General features: G+C 45.5%; 22 protein-coding genes and 2 riboswitches. Of the genes, 15 read left to right on the top strand and 7 right to left on the bottom strand.

The window, feature by feature from the left end; genetic code table 11:
• Positions 1–492: 492 nt before the first annotated feature.
• The 4 genes from AB4Z45_RS30380 to AB4Z45_RS30365 all read left to right on the top strand — a co-directional run bounded on the left by AB4Z45_RS30380 (position 493) and on the right by AB4Z45_RS30365 (position 4,268).
• Positions 493–1,215, top strand: a complete 723-nt coding sequence (locus AB4Z45_RS30380) for a (Fe-S)-binding protein (RefSeq protein WP_441913123.1) — start codon at positions 493–495, stop codon at positions 1,213–1,215.
• Position 1,216: 1 nt separating this feature from the next.
• Positions 1,217–2,746 carry a LutB/LldF family L-lactate oxidation iron-sulfur protein gene (locus AB4Z45_RS30375; protein ID WP_441913121.1) on the top strand — a complete coding sequence of 510 codons (1,530 nt, stop codon included), beginning with the start codon at positions 1,217–1,219 and terminating at the stop codon, positions 2,744–2,746.
• Positions 2,739–3,464 carry a LutC/YkgG family protein gene (locus AB4Z45_RS30370; RefSeq protein ID WP_441913119.1) on the top strand — a complete coding sequence of 242 codons (726 nt, stop codon included), beginning with the start codon at positions 2,739–2,741 and terminating at the stop codon, positions 3,462–3,464. The genes AB4Z45_RS30375 and AB4Z45_RS30370 overlap by 8 nt, the downstream gene beginning before the upstream one ends.
• Positions 3,465–3,542: 78 nt before the next feature.
• On the top strand, positions 3,543–4,268 hold the full coding sequence (locus AB4Z45_RS30365) for a FadR/GntR family transcriptional regulator (protein ID WP_441913129.1): 726 nt from the start codon (positions 3,543–3,545) through the stop codon (positions 4,266–4,268).
• A 134-nt stretch (positions 4,269–4,402) separates the two neighbouring features.
• Here the strand turns inward: AB4Z45_RS30365 and AB4Z45_RS30360 are convergent, their stop codons facing one another.
• Positions 4,403–5,305 carry a hypothetical protein gene (locus AB4Z45_RS30360; RefSeq protein WP_076266758.1) on the bottom strand — a complete coding sequence of 301 codons (903 nt, stop codon included), beginning with the start codon at positions 5,303–5,305 and terminating at the stop codon, positions 4,403–4,405.
• 288 nt (positions 5,306–5,593) lie between these two features.
• Here AB4Z45_RS30360 and AB4Z45_RS30355 point away from each other — a divergent pair, with 288 nt between their 5' ends.
• Positions 5,594–6,703, top strand: a complete 1,110-nt coding sequence (locus tag AB4Z45_RS30355; RefSeq protein WP_441913117.1) for a rhamnogalacturonan acetylesterase — start codon at positions 5,594–5,596, stop codon at positions 6,701–6,703.
• 100 nt (positions 6,704–6,803) lie between these two features.
• Here the strand turns inward: AB4Z45_RS30355 and AB4Z45_RS30350 are convergent, their stop codons facing one another.
• Entirely contained in the window at positions 6,804–7,469 is a 666-nt protein-coding gene (locus AB4Z45_RS30350) for an HAD family hydrolase (RefSeq protein WP_441913115.1), read from the bottom strand.
• Between the two features lie 48 nt (positions 7,470–7,517).
• Complete coding sequence (locus AB4Z45_RS30345; protein WP_441913113.1) at positions 7,518–8,099, bottom strand: DJ-1/PfpI family protein; 582 nt, start codon at positions 8,097–8,099, stop codon at positions 7,518–7,520.
• Between the two features lie 154 nt (positions 8,100–8,253).
• Between AB4Z45_RS30345 and AB4Z45_RS30340 the strand changes: the two genes are divergently transcribed.
• From AB4Z45_RS30340 to AB4Z45_RS30315, 6 genes are all read left to right on the top strand, one after another.
• Positions 8,254–8,775, top strand: coding sequence for a hypothetical protein (locus AB4Z45_RS30340; RefSeq protein WP_441913111.1), 522 nt, complete (start codon positions 8,254–8,256; stop codon positions 8,773–8,775).
• A 149-nt stretch (positions 8,776–8,924) separates the two neighbouring features.
• Positions 8,925–8,968, top strand: a riboswitch (PreQ1 riboswitch).
• Positions 8,969–9,115: 147 nt separating this feature from the next.
• Complete coding sequence (queC, locus tag AB4Z45_RS30335; protein WP_441913109.1) at positions 9,116–9,766, top strand: 7-cyano-7-deazaguanine synthase QueC; 651 nt, start codon at positions 9,116–9,118, stop codon at positions 9,764–9,766.
• 9 nt (positions 9,767–9,775) lie between these two features.
• Positions 9,776–10,213, top strand: a complete 438-nt coding sequence (queD, locus tag AB4Z45_RS30330; protein WP_441913107.1) for a 6-carboxytetrahydropterin synthase QueD — start codon at positions 9,776–9,778, stop codon at positions 10,211–10,213.
• The gene (gene queE / locus AB4Z45_RS30325; protein WP_441913105.1) at positions 10,213–10,947 is read left to right on the top strand and encodes a 7-carboxy-7-deazaguanine synthase QueE; all 735 of its coding nucleotides are present in this window, start codon (positions 10,213–10,215) and stop codon (positions 10,945–10,947) included. Before queD ends, queE begins: the two co-directional genes overlap by 1 nt.
• 31 nt (positions 10,948–10,978) lie before the next feature.
• Complete coding sequence (queF, locus tag AB4Z45_RS30320; RefSeq protein ID WP_339203627.1) at positions 10,979–11,476, top strand: preQ(1) synthase; 498 nt, start codon at positions 10,979–10,981, stop codon at positions 11,474–11,476.
• 324 nt (positions 11,477–11,800) lie between these two features.
• The gene (locus tag AB4Z45_RS30315; RefSeq protein ID WP_076266766.1) at positions 11,801–11,983 is read left to right on the top strand and encodes a hypothetical protein; all 183 of its coding nucleotides are present in this window, start codon (positions 11,801–11,803) and stop codon (positions 11,981–11,983) included.
• A 102-nt stretch (positions 11,984–12,085) separates the two neighbouring features.
• Here the strand turns inward: AB4Z45_RS30315 and thiD are convergent, their stop codons facing one another.
• Genes thiD through AB4Z45_RS30295 form a run of 4 tightly spaced genes read right to left on the bottom strand, consistent with a single transcriptional unit; the run spans position 12,086 to position 15,483 of the window.
• Positions 12,086–12,895: a bifunctional hydroxymethylpyrimidine kinase/phosphomethylpyrimidine kinase gene (thiD, locus tag AB4Z45_RS30310; protein ID WP_441913103.1), complete on the bottom strand. Its 810-nt coding sequence runs from the start codon at positions 12,893–12,895 to the stop codon at positions 12,086–12,088.
• 32 nt (positions 12,896–12,927) lie between these two features.
• Positions 12,928–13,953, bottom strand: coding sequence for an ABC transporter substrate-binding protein (locus tag AB4Z45_RS30305; RefSeq protein WP_441913101.1), 1,026 nt, complete (start codon positions 13,951–13,953; stop codon positions 12,928–12,930).
• Entirely contained in the window at positions 13,950–14,726 is a 777-nt protein-coding gene (locus tag AB4Z45_RS30300) for an ABC transporter permease (RefSeq protein WP_441913099.1), read from the bottom strand. The genes AB4Z45_RS30305 and AB4Z45_RS30300 overlap by 4 nt, the downstream gene beginning before the upstream one ends.
• Positions 14,707–15,483: an ABC transporter ATP-binding protein gene (locus AB4Z45_RS30295; RefSeq protein WP_441913097.1), complete on the bottom strand. Its 777-nt coding sequence runs from the start codon at positions 15,481–15,483 to the stop codon at positions 14,707–14,709. Before AB4Z45_RS30295 ends, AB4Z45_RS30300 begins: the two co-directional genes overlap by 20 nt.
• A gap of 87 nt (positions 15,484–15,570) precedes the next feature.
• Positions 15,571–15,673, bottom strand: a riboswitch (TPP riboswitch).
• Between the two features lie 87 nt (positions 15,674–15,760).
• On the opposite strand from AB4Z45_RS30295, the gene AB4Z45_RS30290 reads away from it, so the two are divergent.
• From AB4Z45_RS30290 to AB4Z45_RS30275, 4 genes are all read left to right on the top strand, one after another.
• The gene (locus AB4Z45_RS30290; protein WP_441913095.1) at positions 15,761–16,318 is read left to right on the top strand and encodes a DUF1273 domain-containing protein; all 558 of its coding nucleotides are present in this window, start codon (positions 15,761–15,763) and stop codon (positions 16,316–16,318) included.
• 206 nt (positions 16,319–16,524) lie between these two features.
• Positions 16,525–17,130: a metalloregulator ArsR/SmtB family transcription factor gene (locus tag AB4Z45_RS30285; protein ID WP_441913093.1), complete on the top strand. Its 606-nt coding sequence runs from the start codon at positions 16,525–16,527 to the stop codon at positions 17,128–17,130.
• 348 nt (positions 17,131–17,478) lie between these two features.
• Entirely contained in the window at positions 17,479–17,886 is a 408-nt protein-coding gene (locus AB4Z45_RS30280) for a DUF6855 family protein (protein WP_441913091.1), read from the top strand.
• 177 nt (positions 17,887–18,063) lie between these two features.
• Positions 18,064–19,089 carry a S66 family peptidase gene (locus AB4Z45_RS30275; protein WP_441913089.1) on the top strand — a complete coding sequence of 342 codons (1,026 nt, stop codon included), beginning with the start codon at positions 18,064–18,066 and terminating at the stop codon, positions 19,087–19,089.
• The last annotated feature ends 6 nt before the right edge of the window (positions 19,090–19,095 follow it).

Below are 19,095 nucleotides of genomic sequence, written 5' to 3'. Positions count from 1 at the left end.
TTATTGAGCAACTTAACAGGCTGGTTACCCACGAAAGAGAGCTTTAAGCGCATATGTGTTCTTACAGCGGGAAATGTGGCGTTTCAGAGTGCTTGTAAGCACCTATATGTGCTTATTGAGCAACTTAACAGGCTGGTTACCTACGAAAGAGAGCTGTAAGCGCATATGTGTTCTTACAGCGATAAAAGTTACATTGTTGAGAGTCTGTAAGCACCTATATGTGCTTATTGAGCAACTTAACAGGCTGGTTACCTACGAAAGAGAGCTGTAAGCGCATATGAGTTCTTACAGCGGTAAAAGTTACATTGTTGAGAGTCTATAAGCACCTATAGGTGCTTACAGACTACAGCGGCAGTTTGGTTATCAGCGATAGAGAGCTGTAAAGCGCATAGGTGTTCTTTCATCTAGAACATTTTTCACATAAAAAATTTTCACCAAACTTGTCTGACAACCTGATATTATAGAGGTATAAGTTACGAAAGGGGTGCGGGTATGAAGGTCTCATTATTTATTACTTGCTTAAGCGATGCGTTATATCCAAGGGTCGGCGAAGCGATGGTGCGCTTGCTGGCAAAGTACGGTGTTTCATTGGAGTTTCCGACGGTGCAAACCTGCTGCGGTCAGCCGGCCTACAACAGCGGCTATTGGAAGGAAGCGAGGGAGTCTGCCAAAACGATATTGGATGCGTTTGAAGACAGCGACTTCGTTATTTCACCATCAGGCTCCTGCACGGGAATGATTCACCATTATCCGAAGCTGTTCGAGGATGATCCGGTCATGCTGAAACGGGCCAACAAGCTTCAGAGCAAATCTTATGAATTTACACAGTTTCTGGTGCAGGTGCTTGGCGTTACGGATGTTGGCGCTGCATTTCCTCATAAAGTGACCTATCATCCTTCCTGCCACGGCAGTCGGATACTTGGCGTAAAGGATGAGCCGCTTGCGCTTATTCAGAATGTGAGGGGGCTTGAGCTCGTACCGCTCCCATTTGCTGAGGATTGCTGCGGCTTTGGCGGAACATTCGCTGTCAAGATGGCTGATATTTCTGGAGCAATGGTGACGGAGAAGGTCGATCATGTGCTGGAGACGGAAGCGGAAGTGTTGGTCGGGCTAGATATGGCTTGTTTGCTCAACATTGCTGGAAACCTGCGCTATCGCAACGAACCGGTCCGTGTTATGCATTTGGCTGAGCTGCTATATGAAGGGGTGAAATAAGATGGCTGTCGTGAAAAAGGAAGCTACAGTAAAAGCAAGAGCGGATCTTGCCCTCAACGACGAATTTCTACGCAAAGCGGTGCGATTCACAACAGAACGGCTGCGCAATGGGAAGAAAAAAGCGACTGACGAGCACGGGAATTGGGAAGAATGGCGGGAGCGGGGCAGACAAATTCGTCTCCATACGATCGCGCATTTGGATTATTATTTGAACTTGTTTGTGAACAATGCCCGCGCAAACGGCGTTCATATCCATTTTGCGAGTACGGCTGAGGAAGCGGTCAAGCTGACGCTAGACATTGCAGAGCATGCGAATGCGAAGTCGGTCGTTAAATCCAAGTCAATGGTTTCAGAGGAGCTGCATCTTAATCATGCGCTTGAATCCATTGGCGTTGAAGCGGTAGAAACCGACTTAGGCGAATATATTATTCAGCTTGCAGGTGAAATGCCATCCCACATCGTCATCCCAGCCATTCACAAAAACCGTTATCAAATCGCCGAATTGCTGTCCAAGGAGGCTGGTTATACGCTGCCGCCGGATACGACGGCGCTTGCAGGTTTCGTTCGCAAAAAGCTGCGCGAGAAGTTTTTGGAGGCTGAGATCGGCATGACCGGCTGCAACTTTGCGATTGCGGAGACAGGATCGATGGTGCTTTTTGAAAATGAAGGCAATGCTCGGATGGTGAGTACCGTCCCTAAAACGCAAATTACGTTGATGGGTATGGAGCGAATCATTCCATCGTGGTCTGATCTTGAGGTGATGGCTACATTGCTGCCGCGCTCGGCAACAGGACAAAAGCTGACGATGTATATGAATGGCATTACAGGCCCGCGCCGCTCCGAGGATGCAGACGGCCCGGACGAAATGCACATCATAATAATTGATAATGGCCGTTCTTTGCAGCTTGGCGATCCGGAATTCCAAGAGCTGCTCAATTGTATTCGCTGCGGTGCATGTCTGAATGCTTGTCCGGTTTATCGCCACATTGGCGGTCACGCTTATGGCAGCACGTATAGCGGTCCAATTGGAGCCGTGCTTACGCCGTCCTTGAACAAAAACATCGCCGAATGGGATGATGTCGCCAATGCTTCCAGCTTATGCGGCGCTTGCTATGAGGCTTGTCCGGTAAAAATCCCCCTTCATGATATGCTTGTTTATTTACGCAGACGCAAGGTGGAAAGTGGAAATGGCAGCAAAATGGAGTCCATCGGTATGCAAGGCTTCGCCACCGTTATGGGCAATTCCTCGCGACTTGGCGGGGTACTGCGACTCGGTAAGCTCGGTCAGAAGCTCGTCGTACGAAGCGGTGTCATTAAGACGAAGCTTGGGCCGCTAAAGGGCTGGAACACCTATCGTGTAACACCTAGCCTGCCAAAGGAATCGTTCCGTGATCGCTGGGATACGCTTGATCAAGAGCTGAAGCAGGGTTTAAAACAGATGGTGCCGTCGATGCAAAATCGGATGGAGGAGCTTGTACGTAATCGTGAGCATGAGGAGAAGCAAGGTAAAGGAGGACATGGTCATGGCTGAGACACATCAACAATGGCTGGAAAAGCTTGAAGCAGATTCGCGGGCGAAACAGGAGCTTTTTATGAATGATATTGCGGCTAAGCTGAGACATCCGCGAATGACACATAAGCCGCAGCATCCATTTCGCGGAGCTCCCGATTTCTGGAACTCATTCGAATGGCCGGAAGAAGAGCGAATTAAACAGTTTACAGACAATTTTCTTTCAGTAGGCGGTCATGTAGCCCGTCTTCCATCGATGGATGATGTGAAATCCTTTATCGTTTCCAAAGCGGAGGAAATGAGTGCTAAATATATTATTCGTCAAAATCAGCCAGAGCTGGATGAGCTCGAGCTTGAAGGCGCTTTGAAGGATTCGCAGGTATCGGTGTGGAATACGGATGTTGAGCAGCATTGGCGCGCTCGTGCAGCTGAAGCAGATTTTGGCATCGTGATCGCGGATCATGCCGTTGCCTATACGGGTTCGGTTACTGTATTATCAGCTCCAAATAAAGGGCGGTCCGTCAGTTTGCTGCCAACCGTACTTATTATTATTATCCCGATCGAACGTTTGAAAACGAGGCTTGGCGAAGTGCTCGTGACGTTTGATGAAGCGGGACGCGAGCAGCTGCCAGCAGGTATTCATTTTATTACTGGCCCAAGCCGCTCATCCGATATTGAGAATGATTTGACTATCGGTGTTCACGGACCAGGGATCGTGTATGCGCTGTTAGTCGGGTAGCTGTAAAGTAAGGTAGGAGAAGCGGCTTGGCGTTGTTAGAAGGCAGTGCATGCCGTTTAAGGTTGGAGGTGAGAGGTTATTCCGTCATTAGAAGTAGAGAAGCTGTCAAAACGCAATCATTACGAGGAAATTACCGAGCAAGTGAAGCGTCTTATTATAGATGGCAAATTAAAAGTGGGAGATAAGCTTCCCTCTACGAAACAAATGTCCGAGCAATTTGGGGTAGGGCGCTCGACTACCCGCGAAGCGCTGAGCGCACTTAAAGCGATGGGCTTGATTGAAATTCGGCAAGGAGGCGGCTGTCGCGTCATTCGCAGCGTACCGATTGATATGGAGCTGCCGGAGCTAGCGTCTCTCCGTATGAACCGCAAGACGGTGCTGGAATTACTGGAAGCTCGCGAATCGCTTGAGGTTTCCAATGCTGCAATCGCAGCTGTGAAGCATACGGATGAGGATATTAAACAGCTGAGCCAAATTATCGATGAGATGGAGCGTGCCGCTGGTGATGAGTCCGAAGGTGAGAGACTGGATTTACGATTTCATCTCACGCTTGCCAATGCGACCCATAACACGATCATGGTACGTTTGTTCGAATCGATTATGAATCATATCGAAACAGCTATCCATGATATTAGGCGGGTGGAGCTTTATTCGAGTGCGGCTGTTGCGGAACGACTTTATAGTGAGCATTCTACAATAGTTGAAGCGATTGCTAAAAAGGACCCTGAGCTTGCAGCTGAGCAAATGAAGCAGCATTTGAAGCATGTTGAGAGCATCGTGCTGAAGCATTTGGGAGAGGGCTAGTTGAAGGAGAATCCTTGAATAGCATGAGATAAGATGTATTTCAATAGTACTGTCGGCCAGTCAACATTTAAAAAGCCCGATTTCCGCACATACCATCATTATGGCTGTCGGAATCGGGCTTTTTTGTTATTTAGCTATTTTATTGTAGCCAGGTATTTATTAATGAATGCTTTGGCTTTGTCTGGATTTTTGCTGTCGACTCTGATGCCGATAATCATGTTTTCTTTATACAGCGGAAGCTGGTTGACCAGTGCACTCTTGCTGAGGTCAATTCCGTAGACATGCTCTTGGGTATCCTCGTCGGTCTTAAGCTTCTTCGAAAGGCTGTCAGTCATGTGCGGCTTGAACACTCCGTTAACATCGTCGTCTAGCTTCATAAGCATTCCCTGAACGCCGATCCAATCGAAAATGCTCTCATCCATAATATATACATCCGGATGCTCAGTAGCTAGTACGAGCACTGCTTTCTGCATATAGGCAAATTGTGATTGCTGGTCTTTAGGGACAAACGTAAGCGTAGAAACAAATCTTTTCCATTCGGGAAACGCTGTCAAAAGAGCGGTTTCAATCGGCTCTTTCTTAGGCGCATCATCCTTCAGCATGTAATTGCCCATAAATGAAACGTTCAAATCGACGGGCGGCAAATTAGCGAGCCGCTCTTGTTCTTCACGATAGTTCATGAAGCTGATTACACCATAAATAATAAGTGCTACCGCAGCGATGGCTCCGAGCGTGTGAAACTTGTAATAGCGCCAGAAATGATCCATTTTCTGAGCTTGTCCAGCCATCTTCTTGTATTTACCGTACTCTTGCTCGTTGAAGGCATCGGTTAGCTTGCGATCCTCGTACTCTAGAATCAGTCGATATGCTTTCGTAATCGTTGCAAAAGATTCATCCGCATCCCCCGCGTTATCTTTCTGCAGCTGTGCTCTGGAGCGTGATTGACGCATAAGTGTCGTATAACGCTTCTCCACTTCCTCTTTGGCCGCAAGTTCTGGCAGCCCCATCGTTTCATAGGCTTGTTTTAACTCGTCCACTTGTGTCACCTCAATTAGTAAATAGCTCCTATATGATTCCTATCTATTAGTATACGGAATTCCGCGGGTAACGCAAATTTTGACGAATTTATTCGTATGGAATTTTTCTCGTATGCATAACTAGTAGAGAGCCATCGAGTGAAAAAGATAAAGCACAGCGCTCCTTCATAAGGCAACCAAACGCAGGTGGACTGAATTTTGAACAAAAACCCCTTCTATTTAACTTCCTATCTTGCCGTATTTTGATATTCTAGAATGACATAAATAAACCGTTAGGATGGTGCCTTCATGACTGTTTCGCTTAAGTTTGATTTTGGGATCGGCAGCGCTCCCGCTTCACCTTATATACAAGTACTGCCGAATACGATCTATAACAAAGACGCAGGCTACGGTTTTGAGTCAACCCTGCGTATAAGCTCGCGGAATAGAGAAGAGGCGGATCGTCTTCGCGGAGCTTTCTGTATTCCACTTGAAGCAGCGTTTGTTGTTGATCTGCCAAATGGCTGCTACACGATAACAGCTACGATAGGCGATGCCATTGCTCCAACCTCTACTACGTTAAAATATGGCGTTGGGCGCATAGTGCTGCACAAGGCCGTTACATCAGCAGGGCAATATGCGGTGCACAGCTTCACCGTCAAAGTAACCGATGGACGGCTGCGGCTTGCCTTCTCAGGAGTAGCGCCGCGAATTAATGCACTTCAGATTGACGAGGCGAAGCAAGCGACGACGATTTATTTGGCGGGAGACTCTACCGTAACCGATCAAGATACGTTCCCATATGCCGGATGGGGGCAGATGCTTCCGCTTTATTTCAAGACGGATGTAGCGATTGATAATCATGCCATGTCGGGAAGAAGCTCACGAAGCTTTATTAACGAAGGGCGATTGGCAGCTATCATGGAGCAAATAAAGCCGGGCGACTATTTATGGATTCAATTCGGACATAATGACGAGAAGCCGGATGAAGAGCGGGCAACTGAACCGTTTGGCAGCTTTAAGGAAATGCTGGCCGTTTATGTAGAGGAATCAAGGGCACGCGGTGCAAAACCTGTATTAATTACACCGATGCATCGCCGCAAATTCGACGAGCAAGGCAGGATTATCGATACTCATGGTGATTATTTGCTCGGAATGAAGCAGCTTGCGGCAGAGCTGGATGTTCCGCTGATCGATTTGGCTGCAAAGAGCAAAGATTTGTATGAGCGTTTGGGAGACGAGCCCTCTAAGGCGCTGTTCATGTGGGCTTACCCGGGGGAATTTATTCATTTTCCTGATGGCGCTCAGGACGACACACATTTTCAAGAGCTGGGCGGCATTCAAATGGCGGGATTAGTAGCAGATGGCGTACGTGAGCTCGCTTTATCGCCGCTGCTTTTATATTTAAAGGGGCTTTAGAAGCGGCAGCGGTGGAGTAGTTAAATAGCTGAATTGACACAATAAGAGGCTGCTCCACATGTAGATAAATCTACTTGAGGAGCAGCCTCTGTGACTTCTTTTATGCTGAAAAACGATGGATGATCGCTGGTATTTCTCGTAAATCATGACATATCGCATCTGGATAGCTAATCGAGTGGTCATTGCTCTTCAGAATCGTTCGCATCCCTAATTTGTTAGCCGGAATAATGTCAGCCTTGAGATTATCGCCAACAAAAACGGACTGCGCAGACGTAGAGCTTAAATTAGAGAGCGACAATTGAAAAATAGCTTGATCAGGCTTTCGCAAATTGACCGCACCTGAAATCACAATATCATCAAATAGCTCCATAATACCGAGAGCAGTTACTTTATTTCTCTGATAAAATTCCCTGCCATTCGTAATCATGCCTAATTTATATCCTCGCTGCTTTAAGGAGAGAAGCATTTCATTCATGCCGGGAAACCCGACGCTGTATTGATGAAAGTGATGGTTTAAATCATCGAGCAGCGGTGTAATTAGAGCATCTTCAATCTTGAAAAATCCGATTAACTCGTTATATACATCTTCTTTGGGTATGAGCCTGTTATTTAATTCAGTAAACCTCGCTATAAATTCATCTCTGTCTGCAATGAAGGCATGGAGTGCAAAACGTTCATACTGATACTTTGCAAAGTTGATTAACGATTGGTTTTTATCAAGCATGGTCTGGTCTAGGTCAAAGATTATCGTATCAATGGTGCTCAACGGCTCACCTCCGTCTGTTCTTGCGATACTACTTTTCCGGTAGAGAGGTTAATAGATCGCTATGCCTTCCATTTCATAAGGGTAATCCATTTGTTTTTTAATACTTTTCACCTCATGCTCTTCTAAGAAAAACCCGATGATGTAAAGACCCAAATCAATCGAGGTGGCGACTCCTCCGGCTGTAATGACATTGCCGTCCCGTACAATACGCGAGCGAATAACCTCTTTGCAGTAGGGCTCTAATAAATCATAGGCGAACGGATGGGTGGTTGCGTTTTTATTAGTCAGATAACCAGCGGCTCCAAGCAGCAGCGATCCTGTACAAACCGAGACGATATACTTTGCCTGCTGAGCCTCCTTTATCCAAGCGGTGAACGATTCATCAAACCTTAACGCTCTTGTTCCAAGCCCTCCGGGAATGAAAATGAGGTCATATTGTGTTAGATCCGGCTTGACTTGATTGACTTTAATCGTCATGCCAAGCTCATCCGTAACCTCTTCCTGCAGCGCACAGATATCCCAAGAGAACTCTTTTGTGGATTCGTAGTACTTCAAGCGAGTGATGACATCATAGAAGCCGACAAAATCCAAAAAAGTAACGCCATCAAATAAAATAAAAGCTATTTTCATCGATGCAGCACCTCTTTTCTTTATTGCAATAATATTACAAATATGGACTTCGGTATAGATTAAAGTGTCAAAAAAGCGGATCGAAGGCTCGATTCTGTTACTCTTATCGACTACAATAGCAAAGACGATATTGTAGTATAAGTGAGGGAAATCAATGTTTGATCCAACTGTTTATGAAAATTTGAAAGTAGTCTTTGAGAATCAGCTCTATGATTTGGATACGCTCGACCGGAAAATTGATATTATCAACCGGGTAGATCGTCTGGAGCTGGCGGTTATGTCGCGAGAATTTATGCTGGAGTTTAAGCTTGCTGAAAGTGCAGGGGTGTCTGCGGAAATTCAGCTGACTGCTTCGCTTAAGGATTTGGCGGCGGAAATATTGGAGCTGACGGGCGAGACCCCTGCATGCTCGCTTCGAATTCGTTTCTTCATGGAAGTGACGGATGTCACAACGCAGTGCAGCCAAATTAAGCAAATCATGCAGCGTATTTGGGAGCCGGATGTAGAACCGACACAAACGATAAGCTACCTTTTTGGCACGGAGCTGCCTACCTATTCGAATGTGATCGAGCTTGGCTTTAGTCGCAAAATAGGCGAAGAGCAAATGGAGGATATTCCGGAGCTGATTGATCATGTCCTTAAGACTTTGATGAAGCTGAAAGAGATTGCTGAATAGATGTTTTTTTATATTCCAGTCCTCTAAGTTCCTAATATTTACAGTGAAATACTGTCTGTTTCTTTAAGCAAGAAGCTGTGCTATAGTACTTGTGAATGAACAACTGAAGAAGAAACTCCGAAGCTGTTGTCTACGGACAATGATAGCTCTCGGGAGAGGTTCGCGAACTCCCTCTATAAAAAACTATGCGAAACGATTGTCCCATTAGGTGACATCGTCGTTTTCGCGTTCGGCGCGAAGCGGTTTTTTTAACGCTTCGCGCCGTTTCTTTGGTTTTTTATGTATATACGAAGGAATTCAAGCGATCTCGGTCTTCTCACATCAGAGAGGGAGATGCAGCATGAAATCAGAAAAAGCGATCGTTGTGTTTAGCGGCGGTCAGGACAGTACGACCTGTTTATTTTGGGCAATGGAACGATTCGAGGAGGTAGAGGCCGTTACGTTCAACTATGGGCAGCGGCATAAGCTTGAGCTGGATTGCGCGGCGGCTATCGCCAAGGAACTTCAGATTAAGCATCATATTCTTGATATGTCCCTTCTTAATCAATTGGCACCTAATGCACTCACAAGAGACGATATCGCGATTGAGCAAAAAGAAGGAGAGCTGCCTACAACTTTTGTTGATGGCCGCAATCTGTTATTTCTTACGTTCGCAGCAGTGCTAGCAAAGCAACTGGGTGCGAAACATATCGTAACAGGCGTATGCGAAACGGACTTTAGCGGATATCCGGATTGCCGAGATATATTCGTAAAGTCGTTAAATGTGACGCTGAACTTATCGATGGACTATTCGTTTGTGATCGATACGCCGCTTATGTGGCTGAACAAAGCCGAGACATGGAAGCTTGCGGATGAGCTGGGCGCCTTCAATTTTGTCCGTGAACGCACATTGACCTGCTATAACGGGATTATTGCGGATGGCTGCGGAGATTGTCCGGCTTGTCAGCTTCGGAGGAAAGGGTTGGACGAATATTTGGTCCAGCGCATTTAGGGTGAAGCGATGATACAGCAGATTTATCCGGCCGCACAGCATAGCTATAGTTATGAGCTTAATAAGGATTTTCACTTTGCAGCAGCTCACTTCGTACCGAGTGAAGAGGCTGGAAAATGCCAGCAGCTTCATGGCCATACTTATTATGCGAATGTAACAGTTGCAGGCGATGAGCTTGACGAGGCAGGTTTTCTTGTCAACTTCGCTATAATTAAAAGCTTGATTCATGATCGTTTTGACCATTCTTTGCTAAATGACGACAACGAACACTTTAGCAATGTGTTGCCCGATCGTTTTCCTACGACTGAAGTGGTAGCACGAACGATTAGCGACATCGTTCAGCGCCATTTGGATGGTACTGTAAATCGTCCGCAATGCGTTCAAGTCTTTTTGCGTGAAACGCCGACGAGCTATTGTATTTATCGTCCGAAGCGGGAGGCGGTCTAATGATGCCATCCAATAAACGAATTCCTGTAATGGAAATATTCGGCCCTACGGTCCAAGGAGAAGGTATGGTTATTGGCCGGAAAACGATGTTCGTTCGTACTGCTGGCTGCGATTACAGCTGCTCTTGGTGCGATTCGGCATTTACTTGGGACGGCAGCGGCAAAGAAGATATTCGCATGCTGACAGCATTTGAAATAATAGAGCAATTAAAAGAAATAGGTGGAAATACGTTTGAGCATGTGACGATTTCCGGCGGCAATCCCGCACTGCTCCCACAGCTGGGTGAATTTGTTGATGAGCTCCATAAACGAAACATCAGCGTTGCACTGGAGACACAAGGGAGTCGTTGGCAGGACTGGTTTTGGTCGATTGATGAGCTTACGTTGTCGCCTAAGCCGCCGAGCTCTGGCATGAAGACAGACTGGTCGAAGCTTGATGAAATCGTGTCCAAACTGAATCGGAAATCAACTAGCTTTTGCTTAAAAACAGTCGTTTTCGACGAGGACGATCTAGAGTATGCGACATACGTTCACCTCAGGTATCCAATGGTCCCTTATTATTTGCAGGCAGGCAATGGAAACTTGCAGGAAACGGAGCCGCAGCTCTTGCTTCCTTATTTATTGGAGCGTTATGAATGGCTAATCGAGAAGGTTATGCCGAATCAGGATTTAAAGCGGGTGCACGTTCTGCCGCAGCTTCATACCTGGGTATGGGGCAATAAGAAAGGCGTTTAATTCAAAATAGCTAAGAGAGGCGGAAACGAGCATGGAAGGAAGAAGCAAAGAGGAGCTGAGCGGTGTGACGCTGCTAGGCAATCAAGGAACACAATATTTGTTTAACTATGCACCGGAAATTTTGGAGGCCTTTGATAATAAGCATCCGAATCGCGATTATTTCGTAAAATTTAATTGTCCGGAATTTACGAGTCTTTGTCCGATGACGGGACAGCCGGATTTTGCAACCATTTATATATCATACATTCCGGGTGACAAAATGGTAGAGAGCAAGTCGCTTAAGCTGTATTTGTTCAGCTTCCGCAATCACGGTGATTTCCACGAGGATTGCATGAACATTATCATGAATGATTTAATTGCGCTGATGAGTCCAAGATATATAGAAGTTTGGGGCAAATTCACACCGCGCGGCGGCATATCCATCGACCCGTATTGCAATTATGGCCAGCCTGGCACAAAATATGAGCAAATGGCCGAGCATCGCCTCATGAATCATGATTTGTACCCAGAGAAAGTGGATAATCGTTAATTTAGGATTGCAGTTCAAATGAGTAAAAGAGATACATTTATGATATATTTTTCTGAATTTCCCGACTAAGGTCTAGGTGAATTTCATGCCTGAAGTCCATTTCAATTATTCTATTAAAGTCTATACTTAGTTTAGAGTTACTAGGGCGTGTCTGAGAACTCAGAGGACAGCAAATTTTTCCGAATTTTCGTTCCATGCAAGGCGCGTTTGTGAAGGCGTACCGGGGTACGTCAAGCAAACGGAACGAAGCAGGGGGTGAAAAGGCGGTGAAAGGTGCCACTGAACGGGTTTTCAGACACGTCCTGGAGAATAGGTGGACAAACGATGATTAAAAATGCGATATGTATGTCTGTACTGCTTTGCACCATAGCATCGGCGTTAACGAACTTTGGAGTATCTCCCGTTCGAGCGCTAGCAGCTCCAAGCGCGTCACAAGCTGAATATATTAGTATAGATAATATGATTGAGCCCTTCTTGTTGCAGCCGAAGCAGGATGAAAAGGCATGAAGGCTGTTTTAACACAAGCCTAAGCTTGCATGAAAACATGACTAATTAGTAAACGCCGCGACCTATATGGAAGCGGCGTTTGCTGTTTCTAATAGAATGCAATCAGCTCAAGCGCTGTCTGTCCCTATAAGCAAAATGATTGGTTGGGCCATGTCCGCTCCCAATTCCCAGCTTGTCCTCAATAGCAGCTTGAATGAAGGCTTTGGCAGTTCTTATAGCTTCAAGTACAGGTTTGCCTTGAGCAATTTCTGCAGCAATCGCAGCGGAGAAAGTGCATCCAGTGCCGTGAGTATGCTTAGTGTCGATACGTTTGCTTTCCAAATATACAAATTGTTCTCCATCGTAGATGAGATCAACGAGCGGTTCGCTGCTTGAACCGTGGCCGCCCTTAATGACAACATAGCGGGAGCCTATCTGATGGAATATTCGGGCGGCTTCCTCTCGATCGCTTAACGTCCGGATCGGGATTCTTGCGATAAGCTCAGCTTCTGGAATGTTAGGAGTCGTTATAAGCGCGAGCGGCAGCAAATACGTAATCAGTGTCTGAATAGCTTCTTGCTGAAGCAGAGATGAGCCGCCTTTCGCTACCATGACAGGATCAATGATGAGATTATGCCAGTTATATTGCTTTACTTTCATTGCAACGATCTTTATAATCTCTGCGCTGAACAGCATGCCTGTCTTAACTGCGGATGGGTCCAGATCCTCGCCGATCGAATAGAGCTGGCAGCTAATAGCCTCAGCATCCAGCGGGTAGATGCCCTGAACGCCAAGCGTATTCTGCGCAGTCACTGCGGTAATAACCGACATGCCGTAGGTGCCGAGCTCTTGAAATGTTTTTAGATCAGCTTGAATACCTGCGCCGCCGCCGGAGTCCGAGCCTGCAATCGTAAGTGCTTGATATCTTCTCATCCGTGCATCTCCTTCGAAAGAGTAGAATTAATTTACAAGTTTGAAAAAGCATCCTCAGCCTTTATATCCTCTGGCAGCAAGTCGTTATCGACGAGCCAATCCCTTACATTAGACCAAGAAGCAGGCTCCTGATATCCAAATGATTGCTTCCCTGCATCCATGAGAGGCAGAAGAATGTCCAAGCTTTTTGTCTCAATTTCTTTATCGAGAGGGGAGGTCTGGTTCTCATGCTCAAATAAAATCGACAACGATTTTTGTTTATTTTCAGCTACAAATTGTTGACCCTCCGTAATGGCTGCGATGAAGCTTTTGAACAACGCCTGCTTCTCAGCTAGTCCTTGATCACTTGCTACAAGCACAAGCTCGTAATAATCCGGCACGCCAAAATCAGTTGGGTTTATCGCCGTCATGGGATGCCCTTCCTTGGCAAGCAGCAATTGCTCATGATTAATAAATCCACCGATGATCGCATCTACTTTGTTGGTTGCTATAGCTGGAATAAAGGAAAAACCAACGTCAATCATTTCCACATTTTGCGGGTCACCGCCGTCATGCTTAATCATGGTGCGCATCATTGCTTCATACAGAGGGATGGAGGAGAAGCCGACCTTTTTACCAACAAGGTCCTTGGGTGATTTGGCGCTTCCGCCTTCTGGTACCATTAGATGATTAAGCGGATGCCTGACGATTGCTGCAATGGATTTAACAGGAATATCCTCGCCGCGAGCCATCAATACCTGTGGCTGGTAGCTGAGCGCCAAATCAACCTTGCCGGCAGCCACTAGCTTCAACGCATCATTTGTATCCGCGGGCATTTGGATGTTAACCTCTAAACCATGCTTCGCAAAATAACCGTTTGTTTGAGCCGCATAGAGGAAGGAATGCACCGCATTTGGATACCAGTCGAGCATAATGCTAATAGTCTGGGGATTTTGTTTTGCCGAAGTGTCCTCGGGTTTGTTTTCAGTGGGGGCTACGTTGCTGCTGCACCCGTTAAGCACGAGCAGCAGAGAAGCAAGTATTGGAATTATCCATTTGATAGATGCTTTGATGATCATGTATTGAACCTCTTTCTCTTTAGTATTGATTTCTCCAAAAGGACAATGGCAGCAAATAATAAGATGCCAATGAGGGATAGCAGAAAAACGGATGCAAACATGGAATCGGCGTTCAAATTGCTGGACATTCGGCGGCTATAGTAGCCTAGGCCTTCACTGCCTCCAAGCCATTCACCGATGGTGGCGCCGACAACACAATAGACGATAGACAGCTTAAGTCCTGAGAAGAAGGACGGTAGGGCGATGGGTACTTGTATTTTTCGGAAAATACCCCAGTGCGTTGCTCCCATTGTGAGCAGCAGCTCTTCATATTCGCCACCACTTTTCTTAAGCCCGTCATAGGTGCTCACAACGATAGGGAAAAAAGCAGTCAAAAAAACAACAGCGACCTTGCTCCAAATCGTATAGCCAAACCACATAATGAAAATTGGCGACAGAGCGATAAGCGGGATGGTCTGACTGATGACGACAAACGGGTACAGCGCCTTCTCCAGTATTCGAAAAGTGTGCATGCCTGCTGCGAGCGTAGTCCCAATAACAATCGACAATAGAAAACCGAGGGACACTTCTTTAAGCGTAGCCAGCAGATGTTTGCCAAGCAGCAGATGGCCATCTTCGATTAATGCCTGAGCTATTGAGCTAGGTGACGGCAGTATGTAGGGTGGAACCAATCCGAGCTGTGCGACCGCTTGCCAAACGAGCAGTAAGCTAATGAGCAGCAGTATGAATAGTCCGTAATGGCTCAGCCACTGGTTAATTAGAGGTTTGCGCATGCAGTCTTCGCTCCAAATCTTGCCGCAGCTTGATGAAGTCGGGTTCATAATTTTGCTCATAGTGTCTTGGTCTCGGCAAAGGGACGACTATTTCCTGTATCCCTTGCGCCTCGCTAGCAGCACCTGGCAATAAATAAATGCGGTCGCTCAGCAATATCGCTTCCTCAAGATCATGTGTGATAAAGAGGACAGTTTTTCCAAGGTCGCTCCACAGCTCTAGCAGCCACTTATGCATGCCGCGTTTGGTCATGGAGTCAAGCGCGCCAAACGGTTCGTCCAGCAGCAGCAGCTCTTGTCCGGTTACTAGCGTGCGTAGAAAAGCAGCCCGCTGTCGCATGCCGCCTGACAACTCGTCAGGGTAAGCTTGTTCATAACCTGCTAGTCCGAAGCGTGTTAGCAGCTCCATGATTTGGATCGTGTTATAATGGGGATTGCTGCGTGTCAGCTCAAGTGGAAGCAGACAATTGCCGAGTATTGTTCTCCATGGCAGAAGAAGATCCTTTTGCGGCATATAAGCAATCTTGCCGAGACGATTGGGGGCAGGCTTGCCATGCAGCCTAATTTCACCTAGGCTAGGCTGAAGCAAACCGGCCATGAGCTTAAAGAGAGTGCTTTTGCCTGAGCCGCTAGCACCGATGATAGAAACAAACTCACCTGAGTAGGCTTGAAGCGAAAGATTAGACAGTATAGATGTTTCAGCAAGCTTGTCGTAGGTGTAGCTTACTTGGTGAAGTGAGATTATAGCTGTAATACGCATCCCTCCGTAAACAAATAAAGACCCACCCATTTCCGAGGGGAAATGAGCGGGTCTAACGATCACACAAGGCTTGCGCGCATGAATGAATGCTTTGCTGCTCCACTTCCCTCCGCTGGAATGATCCAGATCAGGTTCCAAGGGTCCGGAGCAGTTGCTCCATCTCAGCCGTTAGGCTCCCCTAGTGAAATAAATAGGTTTATATGCAATTTGTATTTTTTCTACTATAGCATACACTGGATAGATGTAAACCATAATTATCCGAAAAGGCGTTGGACAAATGAAAAATTTACTCGTAACGGGCTACCGAGCGTATGAGCTTAATATTTTTAGCCAGAAGCATGAGGGCATTGTTTATATAAAAAAAGCGCTGACAGGCAAGCTGGTTCCACTTATAGAAGATGGGCTTGAGTGGGTGATTACCCCGGGTCAATATGGCGTGGATTTGTGGGCGTGCGAGGTCGTTATTGCGCTGAAGGAAATTTATCCTCATTTGAGACTTTCAATTATTTCGGCATACAGCAATCCGGAAGAAAAATGGAAGGATGATAAAAAGGAGTTTTATCAGCAGGTTTTAAAAGGGGTCGATTATTACGCTTCGGTCAGCAACCAGCCGTATAATGGCATTTGGCAGTTTACGGCTAGGGACGAGCTGCTATTTCGGAAAACGGACGGCATTCTGCTCGTTTATGATGAGGATGCAGGCGAGGGCAGCCCCAAGTTTTTTAAAGAAAAAGCGTTAAAGAAACAGCAGGCTGAGGGCTATGGTTATTTCAGCATAAGCTCAGAGGACATTCAGAGCATTGCGGATGACGATAACCTGTATTCGGAAAATTGACGATGAATGGTAGTTGAGTAAGAGGAGTTTATTTCATGCTGGCAGGCAGATATCTGTCAGCTTTTTTTTATGCGCCAAGCTGACTGTTTATGCTATTGAGATACATTGGGATTGACAAATAATAGGTGGCGTATTATTATCTGATTAGATAAATATCTAATTATACATAAGTTAAATTTGCTTGGTGGAGGAAGAGGTGGCGAACAGTGCAATTAGATAAGGTCGTAGCCTATCATAAGGCATTATCCGATCCGACGAGAATTAAATTGTTGATTATGCTGGCTGAAGGTGAGCTTAATGGACAGGTGCTCGCAGAGAAATTAGGCGTGACGCCTGCTACGATTACGCATCATGCAACCAAATTAAGAGAGGCCAGCTTAATTAATGAACGCAGAGAGAAAAATACGATTTATTTTTCGTTGAACCATTATTTTATTAAGAGCAACGCTAATGCGGCGGCGGAGCTCATTTACCGGAATGCAGGTGCAGAGAAGGGAGTGGACAACATGGAGGATAGCAATAAGAAACTGAAGGATTCAGTCATTCGCAACTTTTTTACAGCAGAAGGTAAGCTGAAGCATATGCCGGCTCAGCATAAGAAAAAATTGATCGTGCTTCAGCATATGGTTTCTCATTTGACGAGAGGGAAACAGTATACAGAGAAGGAGATTAACGAATTTATCAAAGGTTATCATGATGACTTCGCGACCATTCGCAGAGAGTTCATTATGCATCAATTGATGTTTAGAGAAAATGATATTTACGAATTGAATCCGCAAGAAATATGGGCGAAGTGGGAGATTCTTTCGTAAGCGGAAGTTGTTTTTGACAATAGCGGACATCAGATGCCTTATTTGCTTTATTTCTCTTCTATTGGCATAGGTTGCGGACATAAAGGCCGTTATTTGGCAATAATCGTTATAAATGACTGCGATTTCTGCTAAATAACGGACTCTATGTCCGTTAGAAGCTAATATGGCCTTTAAATTTGAAAATAAGGGCTTCTATGTCCGTTAGAAGTAAAACTGAACTCATCGAGCGGCTGCTGTGCTACTGCGTCATAAAGGAAAAGTAATTTTTTATCGAATGTAGTATCTTCTGAAGGATATCTGAAAGATAAAGTACATAATAAGAGTGGATTACAAAAGGAGCGAACACATATGACGATGGTAGAAGGTACTAAAGAAAACCCATGGAAATTAAAAACACCCCCTCAGACATCTGAATATGAAATGTATAAGGATGAAAAGGACGGTAAAGAAATTTTAGTATGCACAGTTGGGAAGACGGTGTTGCATTATGATTTCCGCTGCATTGATGACTTAAGCGCGATGCTCAAACAACATGGTGACTGGATTGAGCTTGGCAGCGCCGATGAGCAGAAGCCTGCTAAAGAGGGTACTGTTGAAGCATGGGGACGCTCGTCTGAAAACCCGATTGGCGGGTGGTATGGATTGAAAAAAGGGTTGCGCGGCAGATTCGGAATGTATCTTCCACCATTAATGGAGAAGCTGGGACTTGCAGAAGTAGAGCATAATCCAAGGAATAATCGGATGAAGTCCATTTAATCGCAGTGGTGTGAAAACTTGAAATGGGACGAGAACCATACAATCCTATTGTGAATGATTATTGAGATCGAGTGATTGGCTGCCGCAATGGCAGCTTTTTTTTATTGTAAGAGTGATTGAGAACTTACAAATATTTGTATATATTTATTTTAAAAGAATGATTAGGAGGGTTATTCCTTGACATCCTCACAATTGAAACCCGGTAAACTAAAACCCGGAGATACCATTGGAATTGTTTCACCATCCTCGCCTGTTGCTTTTTATTGCCCTAACAGATTGAATCGCGGAATAGCTGCTTTAGAAAATATGGGATTTAAAGTAATTACAGGACAGCATAGCAGGAAGAGAACAGGTCACACGGCTGGCAGCCTAAATAATCGTTTGGATGATTTTCATCATATGATTCGAGACCCGGATGTAAAAGCAATTATCGCTACAATAGGGGGATACAATTCACATCAGCTACTTGAAGAATTAGATTATTCGCTGATTAGCAGCCATCCGAAAATTATAATGGGGTATAGTGATATAACTGCACTTTTAGCAGGCATACATGCAAAAACAAATCTTATTACATTTATGGGACCCGCTATTATGCCGCAATTTGGAGAATTTGGCGGACTTATTGATTTTACATACCATTCCTTTGTGAGAACCTTAATGAAGGATACACCAATTGGAATGATTGACTCCAGCGATCATTGGACCGAGGAACATTTAAGCTGGGACATTGACGATTCACGCCCAAGAGCGATCGTCCCTAATACAGGCATGAAGATTTTAAAGCCAGGGCATGCGAGAGGACCTATACTAGCTGCGAATATGGGAACAATTCTCCTGCTGGCAGGTACGCCCTATTTACCAAGCTTCGAGGGTAAAATTTTATGTCTAGAAGACGACGAGAGTGAGCAGCCAAGTACAATTGATAGATATGTTACACAATTTCGCCAGATGGGTATCTTTGATCAAATTTCCGGTCTGATTATTGGAAGATTCCATTCGAATGTAGGATTTAATGAAGAAGATTCATTGCAAGAGCTGCTGCAAAATGCAACGAGAGGATACGATTTTCCGATTATATATGATGCGGATTTTGGTCATACGGACCCTATGATTGTACTTCCAAATGGTGTTGAGGCTAGTTTGCAAGCTAATGAAGAACGAGGGATACTTTTTTCGATTGAAGAATCCGCCGTGCAATAATAAAAT

The sequence above is a fragment of the Paenibacillus sp. MCAF9 genome, assembly GCF_052114265.1.
In the GTDB taxonomy this organism is placed as follows: Bacteria; Bacillota; Bacilli; order Paenibacillales; family Paenibacillaceae; genus Pristimantibacillus.
Note: the sequence above shows the minus strand (reverse complement) of the source record. Positions and strands in the feature narration are given on the sequence as shown.

Excerpts from the sequence above, each read along its gene's own strand:
- AB4Z45_RS30380 (WP_441913123.1), top strand. The coding sequence starts at position 493 with ATGAAGGTCTCATTATTTATTACTTGCTTAAGCGATGCGTTATATCCA.
- AB4Z45_RS30375 (WP_441913121.1), top strand. The coding sequence starts at position 1,217 with ATGGCTGTCGTGAAAAAGGAAGCTACAGTAAAAGCAAGAGCGGATCTT.
- AB4Z45_RS30370 (WP_441913119.1), top strand. The coding sequence starts at position 2,739 with ATGGCTGAGACACATCAACAATGGCTGGAAAAGCTTGAAGCAGATTCG.
- AB4Z45_RS30355 (WP_441913117.1), top strand. The coding sequence starts at position 5,594 with ATGACTGTTTCGCTTAAGTTTGATTTTGGGATCGGCAGCGCTCCCGCT.
- AB4Z45_RS30345 (WP_441913113.1), bottom strand. The coding sequence starts at position 8,099 with ATGAAAATAGCTTTTATTTTATTTGATGGCGTTACTTTTTTGGATTTT.
- AB4Z45_RS30340 (WP_441913111.1), top strand. The coding sequence starts at position 8,254 with ATGTTTGATCCAACTGTTTATGAAAATTTGAAAGTAGTCTTTGAGAAT.
- queC (WP_441913109.1), top strand. The coding sequence starts at position 9,116 with ATGAAATCAGAAAAAGCGATCGTTGTGTTTAGCGGCGGTCAGGACAGT.
- queD (WP_441913107.1), top strand. The coding sequence starts at position 9,776 with ATGATACAGCAGATTTATCCGGCCGCACAGCATAGCTATAGTTATGAG.
- queE (WP_441913105.1), top strand. The coding sequence starts at position 10,213 with ATGATGCCATCCAATAAACGAATTCCTGTAATGGAAATATTCGGCCCT.
- queF (WP_339203627.1), top strand. The coding sequence starts at position 10,979 with ATGGAAGGAAGAAGCAAAGAGGAGCTGAGCGGTGTGACGCTGCTAGGC.
- AB4Z45_RS30315 (WP_076266766.1), top strand. The coding sequence starts at position 11,801 with ATGATTAAAAATGCGATATGTATGTCTGTACTGCTTTGCACCATAGCA.
- thiD (WP_441913103.1), bottom strand. The coding sequence starts at position 12,895 with ATGAGAAGATATCAAGCACTTACGATTGCAGGCTCGGACTCCGGCGGC.
- AB4Z45_RS30305 (WP_441913101.1), bottom strand. The coding sequence starts at position 13,953 with ATGATCATCAAAGCATCTATCAAATGGATAATTCCAATACTTGCTTCT.
- AB4Z45_RS30300 (WP_441913099.1), bottom strand. The coding sequence starts at position 14,726 with ATGCGCAAACCTCTAATTAACCAGTGGCTGAGCCATTACGGACTATTC.
- AB4Z45_RS30295 (WP_441913097.1), bottom strand. The coding sequence starts at position 15,483 with ATGCGTATTACAGCTATAATCTCACTTCACCAAGTAAGCTACACCTAC.
- AB4Z45_RS30290 (WP_441913095.1), top strand. The coding sequence starts at position 15,761 with ATGAAAAATTTACTCGTAACGGGCTACCGAGCGTATGAGCTTAATATT.
- AB4Z45_RS30280 (WP_441913091.1), top strand. The coding sequence starts at position 17,479 with ATGACGATGGTAGAAGGTACTAAAGAAAACCCATGGAAATTAAAAACA.